Annotated in this window: 22 protein-coding genes and 2 rRNA genes (1 of these 24 running past the window's edge); 14 read left to right on the top strand and 10 right to left on the bottom strand. The window is 47.1% G+C overall.

Annotated features, from left to right (window positions below; all coding sequences use genetic code 11):
• From GV64_RS00310 to GV64_RS00300, 3 genes are all read left to right on the top strand, one after another.
• Positions 1–850, top strand: a 23S ribosomal RNA gene (locus GV64_RS00310); it begins 2,040 nt to the left of the window's first position.
• A 123-nt stretch (positions 851–973) separates the two neighbouring features.
• Positions 974–1,089 (top strand): 5S ribosomal RNA (rrf, locus tag GV64_RS00305).
• A 556-nt stretch (positions 1,090–1,645) separates the two neighbouring features.
• The gene (locus GV64_RS00300) at positions 1,646–2,185 is read left to right on the top strand and encodes a chorismate mutase (RefSeq protein WP_033403030.1); all 540 of its coding nucleotides are present in this window, start codon (positions 1,646–1,648) and stop codon (positions 2,183–2,185) included.
• On the opposite strand, the gene GV64_RS00295 is transcribed toward GV64_RS00300, so the two are convergent.
• Positions 2,182–2,583 carry a PPC domain-containing DNA-binding protein gene (locus tag GV64_RS00295; protein WP_020582552.1) on the bottom strand — a complete coding sequence of 134 codons (402 nt, stop codon included), beginning with the start codon at positions 2,581–2,583 and terminating at the stop codon, positions 2,182–2,184. The genes GV64_RS00300 and GV64_RS00295 overlap by 4 nt on opposite strands.
• A 350-nt stretch (positions 2,584–2,933) precedes the next feature.
• Between GV64_RS00295 and GV64_RS00290 the strand changes: the two genes are divergently transcribed.
• On the top strand, positions 2,934–3,269 hold the full coding sequence (locus GV64_RS00290; RefSeq protein ID WP_152553877.1) for a hypothetical protein: 336 nt from the start codon (positions 2,934–2,936) through the stop codon (positions 3,267–3,269).
• A gap of 38 nt (positions 3,270–3,307) precedes the next feature.
• Here the strand turns inward: GV64_RS00290 and GV64_RS00285 are convergent, their stop codons facing one another.
• Positions 3,308–3,967 carry a 7-cyano-7-deazaguanine/7-aminomethyl-7-deazaguanine transporter gene (locus tag GV64_RS00285; RefSeq protein ID WP_020582554.1) on the bottom strand — a complete coding sequence of 220 codons (660 nt, stop codon included), beginning with the start codon at positions 3,965–3,967 and terminating at the stop codon, positions 3,308–3,310.
• Between the two features lie 275 nt (positions 3,968–4,242).
• On the opposite strand from GV64_RS00285, the gene GV64_RS00280 reads away from it, so the two are divergent.
• A complete protein-coding gene (locus GV64_RS00280; RefSeq protein WP_020582555.1) occupies positions 4,243–6,630 on the top strand; it encodes a penicillin acylase family protein in 2,388 nt (795 codons plus the stop codon).
• Here the strand turns inward: GV64_RS00280 and GV64_RS00275 are convergent.
• The 4 genes from GV64_RS00275 to GV64_RS00260 all read right to left on the bottom strand — a co-directional run bounded on the left by GV64_RS00275 (position 6,627) and on the right by GV64_RS00260 (position 12,523).
• On the bottom strand, positions 6,627–7,880 hold the full coding sequence (locus tag GV64_RS00275) for an MFS transporter (protein ID WP_034843847.1): 1,254 nt from the start codon (positions 7,878–7,880) through the stop codon (positions 6,627–6,629). The two genes, GV64_RS00280 and GV64_RS00275, sit on opposite strands and share 4 nt — an antisense overlap.
• Before the next feature lie 134 nt (positions 7,881–8,014).
• Positions 8,015–9,172 carry a M20 family metallopeptidase gene (locus GV64_RS00270; RefSeq protein ID WP_020582557.1) on the bottom strand — a complete coding sequence of 386 codons (1,158 nt, stop codon included), beginning with the start codon at positions 9,170–9,172 and terminating at the stop codon, positions 8,015–8,017.
• Between the two features lie 100 nt (positions 9,173–9,272).
• Positions 9,273–10,508 carry a flavodoxin-dependent (E)-4-hydroxy-3-methylbut-2-enyl-diphosphate synthase gene (ispG, locus tag GV64_RS00265; RefSeq protein ID WP_020582558.1) on the bottom strand — a complete coding sequence of 412 codons (1,236 nt, stop codon included), beginning with the start codon at positions 10,506–10,508 and terminating at the stop codon, positions 9,273–9,275.
• An 89-nt stretch (positions 10,509–10,597) separates the two neighbouring features.
• Entirely contained in the window at positions 10,598–12,523 is a 1,926-nt protein-coding gene (locus GV64_RS00260) for a transglycosylase SLT domain-containing protein (protein ID WP_169393520.1), read from the bottom strand.
• Positions 12,524–12,967: 444 nt separating this feature from the next.
• On the opposite strand from GV64_RS00260, the gene GV64_RS00255 reads away from it, so the two are divergent.
• Positions 12,968–13,150, top strand: a complete 183-nt coding sequence (locus tag GV64_RS00255; RefSeq protein WP_020582560.1) for a type II toxin-antitoxin system RelB/DinJ family antitoxin — start codon at positions 12,968–12,970, stop codon at positions 13,148–13,150.
• A gap of 2 nt (positions 13,151–13,152) precedes the next feature.
• On the opposite strand, the gene GV64_RS00250 is transcribed toward GV64_RS00255, so the two are convergent.
• Positions 13,153–13,860, bottom strand: coding sequence for a hypothetical protein (locus tag GV64_RS00250; protein WP_020582561.1), 708 nt, complete (start codon positions 13,858–13,860; stop codon positions 13,153–13,155).
• Between the two features lie 76 nt (positions 13,861–13,936).
• On the opposite strand from GV64_RS00250, the gene GV64_RS00245 reads away from it, so the two are divergent.
• Entirely contained in the window at positions 13,937–14,251 is a 315-nt protein-coding gene (locus tag GV64_RS00245) for a Rieske (2Fe-2S) protein (RefSeq protein WP_020582562.1), read from the top strand.
• A 108-nt stretch (positions 14,252–14,359) separates the two neighbouring features.
• Positions 14,360–15,295, top strand: coding sequence for an SIS domain-containing protein (locus GV64_RS00240; protein WP_020582563.1), 936 nt, complete (start codon positions 14,360–14,362; stop codon positions 15,293–15,295).
• Between the two features lie 87 nt (positions 15,296–15,382).
• Here GV64_RS00240 and GV64_RS00235 read toward each other — a convergent pair whose 3' ends face one another.
• On the bottom strand, positions 15,383–15,961 hold the full coding sequence (locus tag GV64_RS00235) for a hypothetical protein (protein ID WP_020582564.1): 579 nt from the start codon (positions 15,959–15,961) through the stop codon (positions 15,383–15,385).
• Positions 15,962–16,073: 112 nt separating this feature from the next.
• Here GV64_RS00235 and GV64_RS00230 point away from each other — a divergent pair, with 112 nt between their 5' ends.
• Both GV64_RS00230 and GV64_RS00225 read left to right on the top strand, forming a co-directional pair.
• The gene (locus tag GV64_RS00230) at positions 16,074–16,526 is read left to right on the top strand and encodes an Lrp/AsnC family transcriptional regulator (RefSeq protein ID WP_020582565.1); all 453 of its coding nucleotides are present in this window, start codon (positions 16,074–16,076) and stop codon (positions 16,524–16,526) included.
• Positions 16,527–16,605: 79 nt separating this feature from the next.
• Positions 16,606–17,157, top strand: a complete 552-nt coding sequence (locus GV64_RS00225; RefSeq protein WP_020582566.1) for a BPSL1445 family SYLF domain-containing lipoprotein — start codon at positions 16,606–16,608, stop codon at positions 17,155–17,157.
• A 187-nt stretch (positions 17,158–17,344) separates the two neighbouring features.
• Here GV64_RS00225 and GV64_RS00220 read toward each other — a convergent pair whose 3' ends face one another.
• Together GV64_RS00220 and GV64_RS00215 are read right to left on the bottom strand one after the other, a co-directional pair.
• Positions 17,345–17,794 carry a hypothetical protein gene (locus tag GV64_RS00220; protein WP_152553876.1) on the bottom strand — a complete coding sequence of 150 codons (450 nt, stop codon included), beginning with the start codon at positions 17,792–17,794 and terminating at the stop codon, positions 17,345–17,347.
• A gap of 510 nt (positions 17,795–18,304) precedes the next feature.
• Positions 18,305–19,057, bottom strand: a complete 753-nt coding sequence (locus GV64_RS00215) for an outer membrane protein OmpK (RefSeq protein WP_020582568.1) — start codon at positions 19,055–19,057, stop codon at positions 18,305–18,307.
• Positions 19,058–19,458: 401 nt separating this feature from the next.
• Here GV64_RS00215 and GV64_RS00210 point away from each other — a divergent pair, with 401 nt between their 5' ends.
• Genes GV64_RS00210 through GV64_RS00195 form a run of 4 tightly spaced genes read left to right on the top strand, consistent with a single transcriptional unit; the run spans position 19,459 to position 23,671 of the window.
• Positions 19,459–20,310 (top strand): hypothetical protein, encoded by an 852-nt coding sequence (locus tag GV64_RS00210; protein ID WP_152553875.1) that lies wholly within the window; start codon positions 19,459–19,461, stop codon positions 20,308–20,310.
• A 50-nt stretch (positions 20,311–20,360) separates the two neighbouring features.
• Entirely contained in the window at positions 20,361–21,209 is an 849-nt protein-coding gene (gene pdxY, locus GV64_RS00205; RefSeq protein WP_026258254.1) for a pyridoxal kinase PdxY, read from the top strand.
• 21 nt (positions 21,210–21,230) lie between these two features.
• Complete coding sequence (locus GV64_RS00200) at positions 21,231–22,679, top strand: YcjX family protein (protein ID WP_020582571.1); 1,449 nt, start codon at positions 21,231–21,233, stop codon at positions 22,677–22,679.
• Complete coding sequence (locus GV64_RS00195; protein ID WP_020582572.1) at positions 22,676–23,671, top strand: TIGR01620 family protein; 996 nt, start codon at positions 22,676–22,678, stop codon at positions 23,669–23,671. The genes GV64_RS00200 and GV64_RS00195 overlap by 4 nt, the downstream gene beginning before the upstream one ends.
• Positions 23,672–23,788 lie beyond the last annotated feature (117 nt).

Here is a 23,788-nt window from a genome sequence, read left to right as displayed (position 1 = left end):
CGGAAAGACCCCGTGAACCTTTACTACAGCTTCACAGTGGATCTTGATGTTGCTTGTGTAGGATAGGTGGGAGGCTTTGAAGCGTGAACGCCAGTTTGCGTGGAGCCATCCTTGAAATACCACCCTGGCAATATTGAGGTTCTAACCCAGGTCCTGAAACGGGATCGGGGACATTGTGTGGTGGGTAGTTTGACTGGGGCGGTCTCCTCCCAAAGAGTAACGGAGGAGCACGAAGGTTGGCTAAGTACGGTCGGACATCGTACGGTTAGTGTAATGGCACAAGCCAGCTTGACTGCGAGAGGTACATCTCGAGCAGGTACGAAAGTAGGTCATAGTGATCCGGTGGTTCTGAATGGAAGGGCCATCGCTCAACGGATAAAAGGTACTCCGGGGATAACAGGCTGATACCGCCCAAGAGTTCACATCGACGGCGGTGTTTGGCACCTCGATGTCGGCTCATCACATCCTGGGGCTGAAGCCGGTCCCAAGGGTATGGCTGTTCGCCATTTAAAGTGGTACGCGAGCTGGGTTTAGAACGTCGTGAGACAGTTCGGTCCCTATCTGCCGTGGACGTTGGAAGTTTGAGAAGAGCTGCTCCTAGTACGAGAGGACCGGAGTGGACGGACCACTGGTGTTCGGGTTGTGTCGCCAGACGCATTGCCCGGTAGCTATGTTCGGACGGGATAACCGCTGAAAGCATCTAAGCGGGAAGCCCCCTTCAAGATGAGACTTCCCTGGGCACCAGATGCCCCTGAAGAGCCGTTAAAGACTATGACGTTGATAGGTTGGGTGTGTAAGTGCTGTGAGGCATTGAGCTAACCAATACTAATGACTCGTGCGGCTTGACCATATAACGCCAAAGCGATTTAGAGTGTAGAGATACACAGCCATACGCAAGAGTGTGAAGCAAGAAGCAGCTTAAGACAGGATTCCGGAACTGAGAGCCGATAGGCTTTGAGTTCAACCAGTTAAGCCTGGCGACCATAGAAGGTTAGAACCACCTGATCCCATCCCGAACTCAGCAGTGAAATGACCGATCGCCGATGGTAGTGTGGGGCTTCCCCATGTGAGAGTAGGTCATCGCCAGGCACTAATTAGAGAACCCCGATAGAGCAATCTGTCGGGGTTTTTGCTATGTGTGGAAAAAAATCGCTGCAAATATTTTATAAGTATCCAGCCATATGAAATCGAATATTTCTGGTTTATTGGGCTGATGCTATTCAAGGCGCGATGGTGAGAACATAGCTGTAGTTATGTGATCAGAGCATATAATGCTGCAAGACTGAATGGATACAGGAGCTGGAGCAACGCAGGAGTAGTTGCCGTGATTACCTGATCAATGAGTCAGAAAATATGACCCATAGAGTTGGGTACTTAATTTACCTTACCAAGCTTATCAAACCAGAAATTCCACCCACGTTAGAAACACCTGCTACACTTTCCCAACTTTGTTATGTTAGTCATTAACGATGCGTATTTATGGCCTTGGATTAACTTTATCAGAGGGGCCAGCTGGCTCGAATCTTAAGCACTGATGATTCTGGCAGATACTCTAATAGGTACTGGACATAAAATAAATTGAGTGTCGATATCAATCCAGTGGCATGGATGCTGGTTCTAGGCTCAGGTATTTATTGAGAAAGTTATGAAGCTCTTTGTAACTGGATTGCTTTGTCTGACACTCTCTACCTTGACGGTTGCAGATACAATGTCGAATGGAATCTTCCAATTAATTAATCAGCGGCTAACGTACATGCAGGATGTTGCCTTATTCAAGGCTAAAAATCATAGTGCGGTTGAAGATATACAGAGAGAAAAGCAGGTTCTGGAAAAAGCATTAATAGATGCTGAGCAAGCTGGCTTACAGCCTGAATCTATTGCCGGTTTCTTTCAGGCACAAATGGATGCAGCTAAGGCCATTCAATATCGCTATATGGCCGACTGGCTGTCTACTCAGCCTGATAGTGATGAATATCGAGATTTGGCCTCTGAGGTCAGGCCAAAACTTCTGGAGCTTGGCGATGAAATCATTATCAGGATTGGTGATTACCTGAAAGGAGGAGGCACTTTCGATAATAAAATGCAAAAGACGTTCGTAAGAACCGTTAATGTGACCAATCTGTCAGAGAGTGATAAGAAAAAAATGTTTCAAAGCCTTCAGATGATCCGGCTGATTAAAAACTAGTTATTCTTGATGATCAGCTCAGAGTAGCCTGTAGATGGATCAAAGCCTCTTGAAAAGCTAAGCTGTGGATAACTGTGAATTATTACCTCTGCAGTACTGTCGATGATGTTTCCTTCCATTAAATGTCCGCCATGAACATACCCCTGATTATCCGCTACTGAGATGTGAATGTGCTGGTGATCGGGCGTCAGTGTTCCCATTACAGATACAATCTCAAAAGGTGCAACAATCGCTAATATTTTTTCAGCGCCGGCCAGACGTAGATTGATTTCTGACAGACAGCCCACACAGGAAGCAATTGAGCCTGCTGTAATGTGGTGTTTATGTACCATCTCCTGAACAGCGATCTTGAGATCGGTACCTTTGGTTAACCGGGTTGCCAGTACTGAAATCGTCATTCTTCAATATATTCACGGTAATAAATAACCCAGTTTATCACTCTGTATGCTGGGGGGCGTTCTCAATTAGACCTGTTGATCACATGTCTAATTGAGAACGCCCCCTAGATGAGATATCTGGGGTCAGGTTTGATATTTAGCAGAACTTGGCAAGTCACCCTAAAAATAGGCATTACAATTTAAGACAATTGTGTCATTGTTTTGAGATATTTTCCGGGAAACGGGTTGTTATATTTATTTAAACAGTAAACTTTAAAATAATACGGTTTCATAACCAGAGGACGGGGATGATGATTTATAAGCGTTCTGCTTTAATTTTGGCGGTATCAGTTTTGGCTGGCTGTGTAAGCATGACGGAAAGCTCTTCAGGAATGAATGAGACTTTTGTAACCAATATTACCGAAGATGGTACAAAGCTATTTACTTACCATGTCCAGCCCATTATGGATGAAAGGCCTGAGTTGCCAGACTCTTGGGAAGAACCCTTGAAAAGCTGGATAGCACCGTGGGATACGATTGATCATCAGATTTATACCATGCTGGATAATAAGGTGGCTATGACGGGGTACTGCCGTGAAGGTTATATTGAGTTGAGCAGTGATTTTTCTGGTTCTTCCTATCAAATACATGGGGAGTGTTATGAAGCAGCTTCAGCAGAGGATCGAACCTGGTTTTCTGCCAGTTAATAAAAAAGCCCCGTTAATGGGGCTTTTTTTAAAGCTTTTTACGCCGTTTGTTGAGGTGCCATATTGATAGGGATGTTCAGTTTATTGACCAGGAAGTTCAACAGTACACCGTACATAGGCAGGAAGAACAACATACTGATTGCCAGTTTGTAACCATAGTCGACCAGGGCAATTTCCATCCAGTGAGCTGCCATGAATGGGTCAGATGAGCCGGCAAATGCCAGACTGAAGAAGCTCAGAGTGTCAATCAGATTACCTACAATGGTCGAACAGGCCGGTGCCACCCACCACATTGCATTTTGGCGCAGACGGTTAAAGACTGTAATGTCCATGATCTGGCCAATCAAGTAAGCAGCAAAGCTGGCAACCGCAATTCTGGCAACAAAGACATTAAAGTTAGTAAGGCTTTCCAGTCCCATGAAAGTACCATCCACAAACAGTACTGATACCAGGTAGGAGATCAAAAGGGCTGGGAACATCGCCATAAAGATGATTTTCCGAGCCTGCTCAGAGCCATAAACTCTTACGGTCAGGTCTGTCGCCAGAAAAATAAATGGGAATGTGAATGCGCCCCAAGTGGTGTGCATGCCCAGAAACTGGAAAGGGATCTGTACTAGGTAGTTACTGGCAGTGATGGTGACGATATGGAATATCGACAATAAAAACAGGATCTTCAGGCCGCGATTGCTGCTTTGCATTGCAAGTCCTTTTTAGCTGAGGTGAGGGAACTCAGGTACTAAATTTGTACATTAGCACCATTAAAAACGGGCAATATCCTATCTGTATTTGAGCCATTGAGCAAAGTGATAATTTTTGATACTGCATGATGCTATTTTGATGAAAGCCAATAACGTTAATGAGTATTTTGAAATGAGAGTCAAAGAGGCTGGGGTGTGTTCCGCACTCATTAGGCAGCTTTGTAAAATTATGTTATTTTCCCATCCTCATATAATAAGAATAAAGGAGTAACTCAATGCTGATCTGGTTAAGGAGAGGCTTTTTTCTTCTTGTCTCAATATCTCTGCTTATCATTTTTACGGTTTTTGTTCTCCTTCGCCAAAGCCTCCCTGTTCTGGATGGAGAGATTCAAGCACCTCAACTGAATTCTACGGTCACCATTGAACGAGATGCCCAGGGAATCCCACTGATTTCGGGCAGTGATCGTAACGATATTGCTTTCGCTACAGGCTACCTCCACGCTCAGGAACGCTTTTTTCAGATGGATCTGAACCGGCGGAACTCGGCGGGCGAGCTCTCTGAGTTGGTGGGTAAACTGGCTCTGGAACACGACCAGCGTCAGAGAAAGCACCGCTTCCGTAAGGTGGCTCAGGAGGCTGTTGAGTTGATGGCCGCTGATCATCGGATATTGCTGGATGCCTACACGAGTGGTGTTAATCAGGGCCTTAAGGATCTTGGCCAAAAGCCGTTTGAATACCTGCTTTTGGGTGTTGATCCTCAGCCCTGGAGAAATGAAGATGCTTATCTGTCGATCTTCAGTATGTACATCGATCTCAATGATGATGAAGTGAAACTGGATAACCTGAAAGGCTTTCTCAGTCGTGTTACTGCCCCTGTAGTGATTGATTTTCTTTCTCCTCTGAAAACCCGCTGGGACTCACCATTGCAGTCAGGGGAGCTAGCCGATGCGCCAACGCCTGGACCAGAGCTGGTTGATCTTAGAAGTAAGGATGCAGAGTTGTATGCCAGCCTTGGTGGTACGACACTGGAGGATAGTCTGATTGGGAGTAATAACTGGGCCGTTTCCGGTGAATTAACGGCTCATGGCGGTGCAATCATTCAGGATGATATGCATTTGAGCCATCGAGTACCAACTATCTGGTATCGAGCCTCTTTGAGTTATCCACACCCCGATCAACCCAAAGAAATGGTTAGCGTTACCGGTGTGACATTACCGGGTACTCCATTTGTTGTCGTTGGCAGTAACACACACATTGCCTGGGGCTTCACCAATACGGCTGGTGATTGGGTCGATCTTGTAGAGCTGGATATTGACGATGGTCAGTATATGACCTCCGATGGCCTGAAGCCTCTGGAAACGTGGACTGAGACGATCAATGTGAAAGGGCAGGAGCCAGTTACCGTTGAGTATTCAGGCTCACATTGGGGACCAGTGGTCGACTCAGTCTATGATAATACCCAGTACTCCCTGCGCTGGACGGCCCATCGTCCAGAGGCAACTAATGTCAATCTGATGTACCTGGAGGTTGCCCGTAACGCTGAGCAGGGAATGGCCATTGCTAATCGCAGCGGTATTCCACCGCAGAACTTTACGGTGGGTGACCGTGAAGGAAATATTGGTTGGACTGTTGCCGGACAAATTCCAAATCGATCCGGTATTGATTCCACTTACCCACTGCCCTGGCAGCAAGCAGATGATAACTGGAATGGCTGGCTACCGGATGTGGATTACCCTCGTGTATATAACCCTGCCAATCAGCGCGTCTGGACGGCGAATGCCCGTATTGCCAGCGGTGATGACTATGACAAGATGGGTAATGGTGGCTATGCACTTGGTCCTCGTCAGATTCAGATTCGTGATGCCCTGATGGTTCTGGAAAGTGCAGATGAGCAGGCTCTGCTGGATGTTGCTCTGGATCACCGGGCACTCTACATGGATAACTGGCGTCGCCTGATTCTGGATACACTCACTGAGGATGTTCGAGAAGAGCATTCAGCACGGCAGAAATTCTATGACTATGTGAAAAACTGGTCAGGTAAGGCTGCGACGGATGATGTGGGCTATCGTCTGGTCAGGGAATATAACGATGCCTTAAAGCTGAAGATTATGTCTTCACTGGGACGTTACTTCCTGTCCCTGGCTCCGGATGCTAAGGATGACGTAGAAGATGGCTTTATGCAGAAGCTGAATCATGAAACAGAGATGGTATGGCGCCTTCTTGATGAGCGCCCGATCAATTGGCTGAATCCCCGTTATACAAGTTGGGATGAGCTTCTGATAGAAACCGTTGATGACGTTATTCATGATCTGGGTGGTGCAGAACAGCTGGCTAGTGCAACCTGGGGTCAGAGAAATATGGCTGATGTTCGTCACCCCTTGAGCGGTGCCATCCCGGTGTTTGGTAAACTGCTGGATATGCCCAGGGTGCCGCTCACGGGAGATGTCTGGTTGCCTAAGGCTCAGAGAGCAAATGAAGGTGTATCAGAGCGAATGGTGGTTTCTCCTGGAAGAGAAAGCGAGGCGATTTTCCATATGCCTGGTGGTCAGAGTGGTCACCCTCTTTCTCCTTTCTTCGCAGCTGGTTATATGGACTGGGTGGAAGGAAAGGCCAGCCCATTCTTACCAGGCGAGGCAAAGTATACCTTGACCCTGAGCCCTTAAATGTCACTAAGCTTTTCCTGATAGCGATCCTTCCACTGAAATGAAAGGATCATCAGGACAAAACAGACTACGGCAGGCCAGAGGCCTGGTGATAAGAGCCAACCATGCTTGCATAGCCACTCCAGTAACATGGGAGTGGCGCCACCAAATATACAGAAGGCAAGGTTGTGGCAAAAAGCAACACCGCTATATCGTGCTTCTGTTGGGAACAGTTCGACCATGCTTGCTTCATAAACCCCATTGATCATGCCTTGTGCGATAAGCAGTGGCAATAAGGCAAGAATGACGGGGAGAACACCGTGGAGAAGCAAGTAAATAGAAATGGGAACCAGTGTGATTATTATGATGGTGCCGTAGCGAATCAGTGGCAACCGGCCAATGCGGTCTGACAGGGCGGCAAAAACAAAGCTCAGCGTTGCCAGAGTGGAAAAGAAAATAAAACTTCCCATAAACCAGGATGGTGTTTGATAGAGGTATTCCTGTTGGAATCTGGGCATGAAAAACAGAACCGATACCGTTACAGCCGGTGCAGCAGCAAGGCTGACACCGCGAATTAGTTGTAGCCTGTGATCTTTAATCAGGGATACGATGGGGATCGGAGCGCGCTTGAAATGGCTGGATGATTTAAAAACCGGTGTCTCAGCTAATGAGTATCTCAGCCAGAGGCTAATAAGGCCAATTAATGAGCCAGTAGCGAAAGGTATGCGCCAGGCCCATGCATTAACATTCTGCTCACCAAATCCGATATGAATAAGCCAGACTGCTCCACTGGCCAGAATGTTGCCAAATGTCAGGCCGCTGACAATCAGCCCTGTGACCAGACCTCTTTTATTTTCCTTTGAAAACTCTGATGCATAAACAACAGAGCCTGGAACCTCACCTCCAAGGGATGCACCTTGCAGTATTCGAAAGAGCAGGAGTAAAGCGGGAGCCAGGTTTCCAATTAAATCATGCCCTGGAATCAGCGCTATGCCTAAAGTACTCAATGACATAAGAAGCATAGAGTTCATGTAATAAGGTTTACGTCCATGTTTATCCCCACCATGGCTGTAAATAAGGCCACCAAGAAAGCGGGCAAGGTAACCAGCAAAAAAAACAACCAATACAGGAATAACATTACCTATGCCTGATGCCGCTGGGAAAAAGTTCAGTGATATCGCATTTGCCAGAAAAATCAGCAGGGTAAAATCATAAAATTCCAGTGTCGCACTGAGAGTGGTCACCACCCTTAGGCGAAGTGTTAAATTCATAGAAGAACCTGTTTTTTTTATTTACATGAAGCTGGGAGAATTGATTGGAAAGACAAAAATCCAGCCAGTTTTGAAATTAGATGGGCTATCTGCTTTGTCAATTTTGCGAGGAAGAAATTTGTATCTCTGGCCAATTATTCAGAGCAGAACCTGATAACAGTTCGGTACCAGGTTTGATAAACGGTGGGTATGTCGTCTGGTAATATCCACTCGTTATCTGCGTGTACATTGCCTGATTCAACACCGAAGCAGTTTATCACAGGCGCTTGGTCAGCGAGCACGCAGCCAACGCTGGTTGGTCCACTGGCAACCAGAGGCAGCGCTTTACCTGCAGCCTGTTGCGCTTCCTCTTGTACGATTTGAACCAGTTGTGAATCTGGAGGAGTAAGGAATCCCGGGTAGTACTGAACCTCTTCCAGTGTGTAATGGCCATCGTGTATATCATCAATAACGGCCGCTATCTGATTGATAACTTGAGCTTTATCCATGGATGGCAGCAGGCGGACATCGATAAAGGCTGAGCACTGATCGGGTACTCTATTAAGGGCATCACCACCCTTGATCAACGTTGGTTGAAGCTGACTGCCAAAGGGGAAATGGGGCTCGGTATGGTTGGCCAGGGCGGTCTCGCTCAACGCTAATAACACCTGTGCCATTTGATTAATAGCATTAACTCCCCTGCAGCTTCGGGAGCCGGGGTGTGCAGATTTTCCTTGAATATGTATCCAGAGCCGTAAGATGCCACGGGCTCCAATGGATATTTCTCCAGCCCCCTGATACCCAAGAATAATACCATCAGCTTTGGGGGCCCTCTGGATGATCTGTTTAATACCGGTAAAGCGCCCTGACTGTTCATCTGCATCAAATGCCAGAACGAGCGTTCCCTTGAAAGTGTGGTCCTGAGAAACTTCTCTGGCGAGAATCGAAAACATCGCAATAGCCAACCTGGCATCTGCGACTCCCCGACCGATCATTCGACCATTAATAATTTCGGTTCTGAATGGTGATTTAGTTCGCCAGTTAGCTGGATCACCAGCGGGAACGGTATCCAGAGGACTTTCGAGCCAGAGTACAGCTCCGTTGCCTTTTTTCAGCACACACAGTACTGAGGGGTGTTGCTCTGGTCCGATAATTTGTGAAGGAAGGCCATTTTCATTGAGCCATGTATGGATGAACCCGGCAATATTCTTCTCTGAGTTCAGATCGGTTTGCGCCGGTATGCCCACTAACTGAGAGGTCAGGTCAATGATTTCCTGGATTAAAAGGCCATTTCCAGATAATGATCTATCCATGTTCTACCAATAATTTTCTTGGGGTTGGAAAATTAAGCTAAACAGAGAATAGTGTTGTTAAATAGCCACAGAACAGTGCTCTGTGGCCGTACTCAGCTTATCAGTGACTGGCAATCAGCTTTTCCCGGGGAGCATAGGTTTTCTGAACGTACTCTTCGATCAGCTTTTTATAGTCTTCAGCGATATTCTCGCCTTTCAATGTGGTGAACTTTTCACCATCAATGAATACCGGTGCAGAAGGCGCTTCACCGGTACCGGGTAGGCTGATACCAATATTGGCATGCTTGCTCTCACCTGGACCATTGACAATACAGCCCATCACGGCAACCTTCATATTCTCCACACCGATATACTGGTGACGCCAGTTCACCATTTTACTGCGCAGGAAGCCATCCACTTCATCGGTCAGAACCCGGAAGAAGGTACTGGTGGTTCGGCCACAACCGGGGCACGCGGTCACTTCCGGAGCAAAGCTACGGACGTCCAGAGCCTGTAGAATTTGTTGGGATACAATGACTTCCTTATCTCGGCTTGCGCCAGGCTCAGGGGTCAGTGATGTACGGATAGTGTTACCAATGCCTTCCTGAAGCAAAATGCCCATGGCGACGCTGGAAGCAACAATGCCTTTGCTACCCATGCCCGCTTCAGTAAGCCCGAGGTGCAGGGCGTACTCACAACGAGCAGCCAGCATCTGGTAGACACTGATCAGGTCCTGTACTCGGGAAACCTTGCAGGAGATAACGATTTTATTCGCTCCAAGTCCTCGCTCAACTGCAGCATCTGCACTGGTCAGAGAGGACAGTACCAGGGCTTCATGGAGTATTTCCTGGGATGGCCTTGGGTTTTCAGATTTGGCATTTTCATCCATTAGCTGGGTGGAGAGTTCTTTATCAAGACTACCCCAGTTAACCCCAATACGTACGGGTTTATCATATTTAATGGCAACATCAATCATTGCATTAAAACGATCATCCTTTTTGTTGCCGAAACCAACATTGCCTGGGTTGATACGATATTTGTGAAGTAGCCTGGCGGTTTCATCGTACTTTGTCAGTAGCAGATGCCCGTTGTAGTGGAAGTCCCCAACAATCGGTACATTGCAGTTATGTTTGGCCAGGCCTTCATAAATAGCAGGAATGGCCGCTGCCGCTTCCTCACTATTCACGGTAACACGAACGATTTCAGAGCCGGCATCTGCCAGCAGGCGAATCTGATCAATGGTTCTCTGGACGTCAGCGGTATCCGTGTCAGTCATTGACTGAACCACTACGGGAGCATCACCGCCAATGGTGACGTGTCCAACCTGAACAGCATGGGTTTTATGACGCCTGTCCATAAACGTTGTTCTCCAGTTAATTAAAATTCGAACAAATCAGTTTATCAGAACCTGATAATTTGTCCTGAGCGATAAACCGAAGGATTCTATCATGGTTTCCCCTGCTCTCTCTGGGCAATCACCGGAGACTCTTGCTGGTTCAGGCTTAGAGAAGCCACTTCCTGTGGTGAGAACATACGTGCAGGCTGGTTTTCCAGAAGGCTGTATATCACACGGAAAGCCATAACATTCTGTACATATTTACGAGTTTCGTCATAGGGAATGGTTTCAATCCAGATATCCAGTGGCAAATGGCCTCTCTGTTTCAGCCAGCGTTTGACAGGGGTACTGCCAGCATTATAGGCCGCTGTTGCCAGAATCCGGCTATCCTCAAACCGTTTTGACAGCCAGGCCAGATGAGTGGTTCCCAGGGCGATATTGATTTCCGGCTTATAAAGTTCTGATTTCTTGCGATACGGTATCCCTGCCTGTTTTGCTGCCTGTTTGGCAGTCGCTGGCATCAGCTGCATTAGACCCATAGCGCCCGAGTGTGAACGAGCTCTTGGGTGAAATGCACTTTCCTGACGAGCTATGGCCAGAACCCATGGGTAATCCAGTTCACGTTTATCTGCGTGCTCACTGAAAAGATCAGCTTCTGGGGCAGGAAAGCGAAGATCCAGGTCATCCCATAGGGTTGCTTGGGCTGCAGCCATAATTGCCTGATGATGCCATTCCCATTGCTGGGCCAGATAGGGGATTAATTTCTTTTGCGAATCGTCCAGACTCGGGGTAATTCGGTTAAGCTCCATTTGAGCGTTATAAAAGCGATTGTGATGTATCCATTCACGAATACGCTTAAAGCCCGGGTAATACTGTTTGAGCCTTTGTAGATCCTGCTGACGGATTGCTCTTTGCTGGTGGTTTAGTTGAAAAGGCTGGCTTTTAAGATCGGCTACCAGAAAAGCGTAGAAGTTTCTTTCCTGACTGAGAGCTCTGAGAGTCGGTGTTTTTAACAGGGTAGGCTTTCTTGAGAATGGAATACCCAGCATGAGTTGGCTTTGCTCCTGATACTTGAGCAGCGCAACTTCACCCCAATAGCGCCAACGGCTCTGGTTCTGGAAGGACTTTGGAAGACGCTCAATAAGTGTCAGGACTTTTTCCCAGTCCTGCTTGGCTAATGCCATTCTTATTCGCCACTCGGTTACTTTATGGTAGTGAAAGTCAGGATCAATGCGGGAAATGATATCTTCGGCATTCTCAAGAAAGTTCTTGGCAGCTTTCATTCCTATCCTCTGGTCAATAATGGACCTTTGTTCCAGAGAGAAAGGGTGGCTGTCACGTAGTTGCAGCCAGGTGCTGACAGCGAGGTTCAGGTCTTTTGAAATCAGTTTTTTAATGCCGTGAACCATGATGATCCGCTGGTGTTCCAGCTGGCCATTAAAGCGGGCAGTATTCAGTAATTCGGGATTTTTATGTACTTCCCAGAACAGCTCAGTAGAAACTTTGAAGGCGGCGTCTTTTATTGACTTGTCCAGATAGCGGGCAAGGGAAAGATTGTTCTGTTCTGCAGCCATCCAGAAGCGGGCAATAATAAGGCTCTGAGTTAGCTCTCCTGCTGACTTCCAACTTGCAAATAAAGGGTCACAGGCCTTGTTCTGGGATTTGCCTTTTAACCAGAGGGCTTTGGCTTCCTTCCAGGATCTTTCTTTATACCCCAGTTTTTGTAGAGCAATGCCTTTCAGACACTGAAAGCGACTCCCGTCATCCTGTTGATAGGCCTGAAGATAGGCTTTCCAGTTTTCTTGATCAGCCAGATAGCGAAGCCATTGGTGCTGGAGGCGATCAGCCTGAGGAAGGTCAGGGTATTTATTGGAGAACCGGTCAATATCTCTCTGGTTCAGGTTTTTCAGGTTGCCTGAGAGGCTGAGATACTCCAGATAAGGTGCTAGAGGATAATCATTCAGCTCGGATCGGTATTTCTGATACAGCTGATAATTGCCTTTTTTTAGTGCTTTTTCAACGTGATTAAAGAGCATTTGCTGCCGGTTGAGGTCATTTCCCAAGCTGGATTGCGGGAGCAAAAGTGATGTGGCAAGTGAAAAACAGATTAAGCTATTAGATAAGTTCTTTAACATAATAAAAGCGCTTCAATCTCAATGGTCCCTGTTAATAACTGCGTAAAACGTCCTGTTTTACTCTTTATGTTTGGTAAAAGCCTCACCTTTATCGTTATGACATCCGCTTATTCTGAAAGCTTGATGAACGATTCATGGTAACTCTTTATACATTGTTATATTTTGCAGGCTGATACCAGTCAATCGGCAGATTGATATCAGGGAATAGATGAAAGGTGGGGAAAAAGCCGTGGGCTCTTGGGCGACAAGTGAGAGCCGGTAGCTAAGTTGCTGGTGGAAAATTCTTATATTTTTTTAGTATTTCAATAATTGCTTTAATAATTCTATAAATGAGGCGCAGTGTTTATGGCAAAAGAAACGACTGTACGGGCAAGAATAGATGAGTCGTTAAAACAAGAGGCGGAAGAGATTCTTCGTCAGCTGGGGTTAACAACCTCTCAGGCTATAAATCTTTATTTCAGTCAGATCGTTTTACATCGTGGGATGCCTTTTGAGGTGTGCCTGCCGGAAGAGACACCGGATAAATAATATTACCAGTAGAGCAGATAAGTATCCCCATGACTCAGGACAGCATGCCCCTGTAACGTTATCCGCCGGTCTTCAGGATTAAACTCACTGAGAGGAGCTATCTGATGCAAAAGCTCACCGGAGTGGATCACCATCTGGCCAGCCTGATACTTAATAAAGGTACACTTACTCTGAACCTCAGTATGACCAAGCAGGTTGGACCAGAACGGCATCGCCATAAGATCCTTATGGCTTTCGGGCCAGGTGTTAAGTCCTGCTCCGCTTTTTGGTAGTTCCAGCGCCAGAGTAAAGGACAGGGTGTTGGTTTCGAGGTCAACCTGTTGTGCCTCCTGCCATTGCAATGCTTTATGTTGAAGGTCGATGTGCATGCTGGCAACAGGATTCAGAAACTGTTGATGCGCCTTGAAAATATGAAATCCTGGCAGGGCCTGACCATCAGCCATTTGGCATTGCTTACCTGTGGCTTGCTGCAGCCCATCAATAACAAGATCGTACAACCAGCCAAACTGGTTCATCAGGGCTGGGTTCAGTCGAGCTGCCTTCTCGTAATATCGTCTATTGCTCACTTTGGAGCTATCCAGATAACTGGCAGCTCCCAGGGTAAAGAACGGCAGTAGTGCATTGCGTTGTTCCCACTGATCAGAGAGTGTATCGATCTGGTTTATAACTTTTACAACTTGCTCATTGGTCAGAAGCTTCAGGGTTTGCATCGGGTATTGTATTCATGAATGGTATTATCATATTTGTATCGACTTTTTCGGCAAACCCGTAACTCATGGGAAAATAATGATTCGTTTATGTTCTATTGATGAACTTCAAGATCCTGGCAGTAAAGGATTCCATAATGAGCGTGGACATGTCTTTGCGGTGCGCAAGGGAGACCAAGTGTACGTTTACGAAAATAGCTGTCCCCATTTCGGGATTAACCTTGAGTGGCAGCCGGACCAGTTTCTGGATTCTGAAAAGCGGCTGATTCAGTGTGCAACTCATGGAGCGCAGTTTCTGATTGAGACAGGTGAATGTATAGCAGGACCTTGTCCTGGAGATATGCTTACTGTGCTGGATTGCGAAGTTAGTGAAGGTGTTGTCTACCTGAAATAGAGGCTATTGAAAATTCAACGGGTACAGGTCCAGGATCCATGCTCCTGATCAATTATCTATCAGGCCCTCTGTGTCAAACTGACGGGAAATGATTAGAAGAGATGGACTATGAACTTAGACCAAAATCAGCTGGTTTCCGAAGTGATGCGTAATAGCGTTGCCGGTCAGATTGAGGCTCTCCGGTCGCTGGAGGCGAGAATAAACGGAAGCTTCAGTGCTGCGCTGGAGTTGCTGGCCGAGTGCCGTGGGCGAGCCATCATGTTTGGCATGAAGCAGTCTGGGTTGGTTGGACAGAAAATCGCTGCAACGCTTTATGCTACCGGCCTGTCGACCCACATTTTGAACGCGGCAGAAACCTGGGAAGACAACTTGAGCATGATTGGTCCCGGTGATGTCATTATCATGCTGTCATACAGTGGCAGAACAGAAGAGTTGCTGCGTCTTTATCCGGCAATTCGGCAAATGGGTAATAAAGTTATTGCCATTACTGGAGACCCTGCGGGACCGGTTGCTGGGCAGGCCGATATTGTGCTTGATGCCAGCGTAATTGAGAGCAGGGAAGACCGTGAGCAGGCTCCGACTACTTATACCACCGTTCTGCTGGCCATTGGTGACTTGCTGGCTGAAACATTGATTCGTCGACGGATGTTCAGTTCACCCGAAGCTCAGCAGAGCGACCAGAAAATGGTATGGGTTCGGGATGTTGTTCAGCGGGGAGATCTTGCAGTGGTTTCGCCTGATTGCAGTCTTCGTAAAGTGATGCAGACCATGACCAGTCATCGGACTAATTTGTGTCTGGTAATGGAAGGTGACTTGTTGTGTGGCATTATTACGGATGGTGATTTACGGCGAAATCTGGCCGGGGCAGAGAGCCTTCAGGGGATTCACGCAAGAAATATCATGAACGGTACGCCTATCTGCGTTCAGGAAAATATCAGCGCTGAGGAAGCTCGACTCTTGATGAAAGAACAGGGGATTCATACGCTGGTGGTGAAAGACCGTGACCAGAACGTGGTAGGGCTTTTGACGATTGATAGTGTTTGAGCCTGATTTATCCGGGTATAGGTTGGACCTATACCCACGCTCGTTATGATCCTTCATCCATGTATCATGATTATTCTGCTTATTAATTTATCCATCAATGTTTAATGAATAGGATACTGATTGGATTCGACCACCTGAGTCTGTTTGAAATACAAATCCCATAAGTTTGTCGAAGAACCCACCCCTGATAAAAATCCATTGGTTCCCCTCTTGCCTGATTGCCTTTTTATCGAGGTCCTCTGTACCAAAAGATGTGCTAATGGGGTAGATAGTGTCCAGCGCCTCTTCAAGAATTTGTGCATCCTTTTGGTTCTTGAGCATAAACTGCTTGTTCAGCATGCTGAATAGTTTTGGCAGAGGCTCATCAGTGGTAGGTGACTCAAGATAAATAAATTTATTTCCCTGCTTTACTAGCGTTCTATTGTGGGCTGAGGAAGAGCCCTCCGCGATATCGTGCTGTGTAATCGTTACATCATAAAATTTTGCAGAGAATGTTTTTTGTATTGAGCTGTTTTCCAGCACTCTGGCTTTTGTCTTGATCTTTATGTTGTTTATTATTGTTCTCTGGATGCCCTTTTTTTCTTCAGCAGTAAGAGACTTAGCCAGGGCTGTTTGGAAGGTGGTAATTGAAAATAAAATGGCAAAAAGAGTGGCGGCTGATTTCATACATTGTATCCATTTATCTTTGTAATAGTGGCTTGGTGGTTGTATATCGACTCTGCAGTGTCCATATTAATCGGCCTATTCTGCTATTTGAATGCACATCAATGGGAATTTAATGGATAAGACTGACCGCAATATACTTCGGGAGTTACAAGAAGATACGACGCCTTCTCTGGCGGAACTGGCCGAGAAAGTGAGCTTGTCACCTACTCCTTGCTGGAAGCGGATTAAGCGTCTGGAGGCCGAAGGTTATATCACAGGGCGCGTTGCTCTTGTGAACCCTGCTAAAGTCGGGCTGGGGGTCTCTGTTTTTGTACATATCAAAACCCGGCATCATAACAGTGAGTGGTTGGAGTCTTTTGGTAAGGCGGTGAGTAGTTATCCTGAAATTGCTGAGTGTTATCGAATGAGTGGTGAATATGACTACCTGCTCAGGGTTGTCGTGAAAGATATTGAGTCATTTGACCAGTTCTATAAAGAGCTGGTCAATAAAGTGGATGGCCTAACAGATGTTACCTCCAGTTTTGCGATGGAACAGATGAAATACACAACAGCGTTACCTCTTTGAGAGGTTATGGAAGATTGATAATTTCTGAGATGAGGCGTTTAATGCTCAGCATCTTTCATCTCAGAAAAAGAAACTCGTCATGAAACTCAAGATAAGATCAATACTGACTGCTTTTCTGGTTACGGCTTTAGCATTCCCCATGATGAGTGCGCAAGCCGCCTCAAAGGAGGAGCTGGATGCAGAAGTCAGGGCAACCCTGAAAAAACTGTATCAGGAAAGGCCGGCAGCGAAGGAACTGGGTAGAAAAGCCAAAGGTATTCTGGTGTTTCCTACAGTAGTAAAAGGAGGAATCGGTATTGGCGGTGAGTTTGGTGATGGGGCACTCCTGGTGAATAATCGAGTAAACGCTTATTACCGAACTATTTCTGCATCCATAGGTTTTCAGCTTGGTGCTCAGGCACGATCACAGGTCATTATGTTTATGACCAGTAGCGCGTTAAAGAACTTCCAGAATAGTGATGGCTGGGAAGCAGGTGTTGATGGAAGTGTGGCTATCGCTGAATTTGGTGCCGGTGGCACAATCACTACTGAAACGGCAAAAGCACCTATCATTGGCTTTATTCTGGATAATAAAGGGTTAATGTATAACCTGACTCTGGAAGGCTCGAAAATCAGCAGGATTAATAAGTAGAGGAATCTGGTGACACCAGTTAAGTAATTGGTCATATGAAATCTTATTTTTCTGGCTACTTGAGCAGATGCTTTACAAGGTTAAACATAGGGAGCTTCGCTGTAATGAAAAAACTCGAGCTTCAACGTAGTTGAGTGCCTGAGCAGGGAGCCTTGCTATGGCTCCCCTATTGTGTAGCCTGGACCTATCAAAACGTACACGAGTTCACAGATACAAGCTTGCCAATCAGTAACATTGCATCATCATAACTGAGATTGGACTCATAAATGGTGTTGTCCAGTAATACCCGGTAATGATCATCGTAGTCATGCTGCCTTAATAACCGGCAATGAGGTGTTCGCTCAGCAGCGTAGTCATGAAGAACCGGATACAGTCTGGCTGGTTTTGTTCTTCCCTTGTTGCTGGTACCGGCAACTTTGATTCTTATAGAAGTGTAACCTTCACTGGAAAGACGAAAGAATTCATTCATATTGATCTCTTTGTCATCTCCGGGCTTTAAATAAATCGTGTAGGTGTTTGCTGTGGCATCCTCATAACTTGGAGGCATATCGAAATAGGGCGTTGCCATAGAATGCAGTGCAAGTGAGCACAATGACATTGGCACTATGGGCTTGAGTAAAGAGGAGAATCGTTTCATGGGTATCGGACCATTCATTAAATGAAATTGAATTAGCGGTCGTAACCACAGCTGTAACTAGAACCTGGGGGGCGTTCTCAATTAGACATGTGACCAGCCACCCACGGTTTTCGTCAGACAAGGCGTGAACTGCGCGGTGTGGTTATTCCACATAAGCAGTTAGCAACGCAGAATGGCGCAAACCGTGGGCGGCCCTTCGGGTTGATAACACAAGCACTCATGCTGTGTTGAACAACTTGAACATGGAACCACCATGCCCTGCGTCGTTCGCCTTGCCTGAGATCTTGTGTTATCAACTGGTCTCATGGCTAATTGGGAACGCCCCTTAGTATTATTTTCTTAAATTGATTTTCTAAATAAATGTTGATGCTGCGGCAGGAGCGCCGTAAGGAACAGTAGACGATAAAGAGGGTACTTGTTTTTTTATTCGTGGCTTCTAGTAATAAATTTACTTCAGACTGTCAGTTCACCATGAAAGCGAACTGACAGGAGAGCAGTCTACACTGATAATCAGAAGTTGTACTTCAGAGTGTAAACTAGGCCGTTCTGGAAGCTGTTGGAACCCAGCTTGTCGTCGGCATAGCGGTACTGGATGCCAGCAGTGATTTTCTCGTTGGCATTCCACCACAGGGCAGCTGCACCGTTGTTACCATCTTTCTTACCCTGATGGTATTGCTTGTCGCGGTCAAACTCATACTCATGCCAGTTACTGAACATAAAGTCCTGACCTGCCAGTTTGAATCCATAGCCCATTACCCAGCCTGCAACCAGACCGTTGTAGCCGCTGAAATGACCAAAGTTGCCAGTTTTGTTGGTATTGTTGATCGCTAAGAATGGCTTCCAGAAGAAGTTAGCATTCTGATAATTAAACCCAACACCAACCAGACGGTTTTGTTCGCTGAAATCGGCTGTGTCAACATCATAGATGTGACCATAGAGGTTAAAACCAGTATTTCCCAGGTAATAACGCATAGTGCCTTTCATGGCAGTTCGACGGCCATTACCATCAGACTCTTCATTGTTTTTATGAGGGTTTTCCAGATCGAAAAAGCCGTAAACTTCACCCCAGTCAAACCCTGCGCCACCTTCCAGTTCCAGGAACATGAAGTCTTTCTTTTTGGCGCGACTTTCAGTGCCGCTGGACCAGTCAAGGTAGTTAATGCTGATATTACCAAAACCGTATTGATAGTCAGCGCTGGCGGCAGTAGAGAAACCCGCAGCAATCATGGCTGCAGCAAGGGTAGATTTACGCAGGAAGCCCATAGAACATCTCGGTATGTTGGGTTGGCATGAAAAATGTTGACCGACTGTACATATAATGTGCATGTTGGACAATACGTACTAGGCTCTGTTGACATAAGGTTGTCGCGCTCAGTGGCACGTAAAGCCTCCTTTCACGAGGCGAGGTGGTGAAGGTGTAGTGGTTCTACATTGAATCGCCTCAACGAAGCTGGAAGGAGGCTTTACGTGCCACCCTTCGGGCTCAAGCCATAGTGTCCGTGACTGCATTTATACGACCACTGTCTCTTTATTCATGCTTGCCCGAAGGCTGGCTGGAAAGTACAGTTCGATGGTCGTCTTAATTATGAAAATACCGGCTGCCCATATGGCTGGGTGAAAATCCTTATATGAGAAGTGTCTGCTGGCTATTTGGGGGAGTATTTGTGAGCAAGTTTCTTTATGGCAAAGGCTGTGTGTCGCCGTTTCTGATGACTGCTTTTGTTTACTTGCTGATGATCCCTTTACCAGCCTTTGCTATTGCCTGTTATGAGCCATCGCCTTCTGTGGTGGCAGGGGATAACATTTTTGAATATAAAAAAGCAGAGACCCTCTCTCTATCCGAACAAAGAACGCTCCAGTCTTTTTTTAAGAAGATTGACCGTCAATGGCAGGGTTCTGCAAATCGGGTGACCTGTGTCGGCAGTGAGCTGAATGCTCGTCAGGTAAAAAGAAAAACCAATATCTCAATGGAAGCAGACGGCGATTATCGAAGAGATATGACGTTTCGTTCCGAGATTTATAACCCTGAAAGAAAGACTCGCTACTCAGAAAAATTCAGCCTTTATCTGATCGATGATTTTCTGCGGATGGATAGCCGTGGGCCGGATGGTGATATAGAAATTATGCGTATTGCTACCAATGAGCTGATATTCCTGCAGCGGTATTTTGTCAGAAAGCTCAAGCCCGCCAAACCCGAAGAAGATAAGCCGGTCAAACCTGTTCCACCGGTATCCATTCAACCACTGCCTGCAATACCCATTAATCCATTGCCTTCCATTCAGCCTGTGGATGAAGTGACGACCTTACCTATAGGCCCTTCTCAGCCCAGAGACGGTCGTAAGCGAAACACCCGACCTGCGGAAGATGAGCAGGAGGAAGAGGTTGTGTACAGTCCTGGCGGTGTTCTGAACGAGGTGGTTCGTCATTTGGTGATTAAGGGGCGAGCTCTGCAGATAGAAACGACGGTCTACACCAATGGCTATCTCGCCTCTTCAGAGAAGTGGCAGCTGAGATAACGTGTCAGTGATCTACATTGAGCGCAGTTGTGCTCTGCTATGGTTCGGATATGAATATATTGTCTGTACAGTCCCATGTTTCAGTGGGGCATGCCGGTAACGCTTCAGCAGTATTCCCTCTCCAGAGAATGGGAATTAATGTCTGGCCAGTATATACAGTCCTTTTCTCTAACTCAGGTGCAAGCCGCAAAGGTTCGACCGTATCGGCTGGGTGGGTGAAAGAGATTCTGGCTGGCGTTGATGCCCTTGGTGTTATGGCGCAATGTAATGCCATTTTATCGGGTTATCTTGGGGAGCCTGGCACTGCAGACGCGCTGGCTGATGCGGTGAGCAGTATGAAGCAGCAACACCCTGATCTGCTGTATTGCTGTGATCCAGTGATGGGGGATGATGGCAGGGTCTATGTTGATGAAGATTTACCGGCACTATTTTTAAATACACTGATTCCCCTAGCAGATATGGTGACACCTAACCAGTTTGAGCTGGAGCTGCTAACCGGCTGCTCGATTTCTAATCTCAAGAGCATTTTGGAGGCCGGCCGGAAATTGCTGGCAGCTGGTCCTGAGGTTGTGCTGGTGACCAGTGTTGCTGTCAGTGATATGGATAGCGATGTCATTGGCATGATAGCCCTCACCGAACATGATACCTGGTATGTGCAGACCCCTTTCTTTGAGAAGCCAGGGGCGATCGGTGGTTCAGGCGATGTGGCTACCGCGGTGTTTCTTGCAAGGTACTTGTTGAGTAAAGATCTAAAGCTGGCACTTGAATATACTGCCGGAGTTATGTTCGCATTGTTTGAATATGCCTGTCAGCAAGGCAGTCGAGATCTGTTGCTTATTGAGGCTCAGGATAAATTGATGAATCCTCCACAATTCAATGCGCAACGCCTGTCGGAATAATCGACGATAAATAATCATGCTATGAAACCTATAAAACATCAGGTTCAGCAGTCTCTACAGCGAGGGCAGGATAAAGCTCTGGACCTTGCAAGATCAACCGCCAGCTCAATAGAGGGCAGTGTTGACCGGCTTCTGAATAGACGAATTGCCCTTGGTGTTACTGGCTTCAGTGGCAGTGGTAAAACCACGTTTATTACCAGCCTGATTCATCAATTGCAGCACTATCCAGAAGCACTTCTGGCTGCATTCCCGCCAGTACTTCAGGATCGGTTGCTGGGCGTACAACTGTCCACGCTGAATGGTTTGCCACTGTTTCCTTATCAAGAAGGGATTGAGTCATTATCAAGAGGGCGGTGGCCAGAAGCGACACGTCACGAGTCTGGGGGTTTGCTGGAAATCAAATTTCGCAATCAGCCTGGCTTGCTACGTCGGGGAAAATCGAGCGTTAGTCGTCTTTTTCTGGAAATCCGTGATTATCCCGGGGAGTGGCTGCTGGATCTTCCTTTGCTGGATATGAACTACCTTGCCTGGTGCCGCCAGTTTAATTCGCTGATTAACAGTGATCTGCGTTTATCCATTGGCAGGAAGCTGATGGAAAAGCTGAAAGCAGTTGACCCGATGGAGCCTATGTCAGACCTTGCTTTACAGGCACTGTGGCAGGAATTGCTGGTTTTTCTTCAGGATTGTCAGCGCTCTGGTCTTACCATGATTCAGCCGGGAAGGTGGCTTCATGCCGTGCCTTCCGGGGCTGAGAGCCAACTGCCTTTTCTCCCCCTGCTTTTGAGAACCAACCTTTCAGAAGATCAGCTGAAGAATGCACCTGAGAACGCTTTGTTTAAAGTGTGCGAGAGACATTATCAGCGTTATAAGGATAAATGGGTCAAACCCTTTTATCGAAATACCTTTCAGAAGGTTGATCGACAGCTGGTGCTGATTGATGTGCTTAAGTCACTCAATGGTGGCCAGGAAGCATTTGATGATCTTCGCCTCTCCCTGGCTCAGGTACTGCAAAGCTTTGACTATGGACGTAACAGCCTGTTGAGGAGGTTGATACAGCCACGGATTGATCGAGTCGTTTTTGCTGCCAGCAAAATTGATCAGGTATTGCCAGACCAGCATGAAGCGGTCAGAGGGCTGACTGCAAACCTGGTTCAGGACGCAAGGCGCAGGGCGGCATTTAATGCGGTTGATATCCGCTGTGAGGCGGTTGCCGCCGTTCGCTCTACGACCTATGTCGATTATCAGGGAAGACAGGCATTGCAGGGGATGACTGAGTCTGGGCCAGGTATGCTGCTGCATCCGGCAATTCCGGAACAGATTCCGAACTCAGAAGACTGGCAGGGGCTGGGGCAGTGGCAGTTGCGTCGGTTGATACCTCCAGAAGGCTTGCAGCTGGCTGCTGGTGGCCGGTTACCCCATATTCGCCTTGATAGTATCCTCAATGATCTGCTGGGAGACCGATTTTCATGAGCAGGCATCATGACCCTTATTTTATTCCTCTGGCAACAGAGAAGACTCTGGATACACCGGATTCTATCAGTGGTGATTTTCAGGAGCAGTTGCTGGCAGGAACAGAGCTGACGACAAAACCCCTGCGTTTTTTGGGGAAGGCTTTTGCCGGGCTTTTGATACTGGTGCTGGTGCTTGTACTTTGGCAAACGGCAGAGCTGGGGTTCTTCCTTTATCAGTTGCACTGGTCCCTGGTCTTGATATTTTCTGCACTCTTGCTGATGTTGACCGTTGTTGTTGGTAAGGCACTGGTTGAATTCTTTCTGTATCAGCGTGACTTTAGAAAGATTGCTGAGTTGCAAGAGCAGGCAGTGCAGTTTCGGGATCAGAGAGCGACTACTCTGAAAACTCAGTGGGTCTGTCAACTGCAGACGCTCTATCACGGGAAGCCTCAGCAAGCGATGTTGGAGCAATCACTGGCTGTGATGCCTGACTACAGTGATGACAGTGAGGTATTGGCTCATCTGGATGCACATTTCTTCCAGAAGCTGGATCAGCAGGCACTGGGTCGTATTTCACAACACAGTCAACAGGTGGCTCTAATGGTCGCTCTCAGCCCTTTTGCCGCTATAGATATGTTGCTGTCCGTTTGGCGTAGTGTTCGGATGCTGGATGAAATTTGTCAGATCTATGGAGTCCGGCCTTCTCTGCCTGCGCGCACCCATTTATTAAGACTGATTCTGGAGCAGATGACACTTGCCGGAGCTACTGAGCTTTTATCAGACCAACTGGCGGATTTCACCTCCAATCGTCTGCTTGGAGTAGTCAGTAGTCAAGTCGCCAGTGGTGTGGGGGTTGGTATTTATTCTGCCCGTATTGGGCTCAGAGCTATGGTATTGTGTCGTCCAATCCCTTTTGCAGACGACCAGAGGCCAGGGGTTGGACGCCTCGCAAGAAATATTTTGTCGTCACTGGAAGCCCAGTTTCAGAAAACCAGCACGACGACCGAGTAATGATCATCCCTTCCCTTACAAAGAGCGCATACATCAGGACGTAGCTCTCTATCTTCTCGCGTCTTGCCAGACCCTTCGAGCTGGAAAGTGTGGCTTTGTGCTCTCACTGGTGTGCGA

The organism is Endozoicomonas elysicola (genome assembly GCF_000710775.1).
Lineage (GTDB): Bacteria > Pseudomonadota > Gammaproteobacteria > Pseudomonadales > Endozoicomonadaceae > Endozoicomonas > Endozoicomonas elysicola.
The sequence above is the reverse complement of the archived record's forward strand: the minus strand, read 5'-3'. Positions and strand labels throughout refer to the sequence as shown.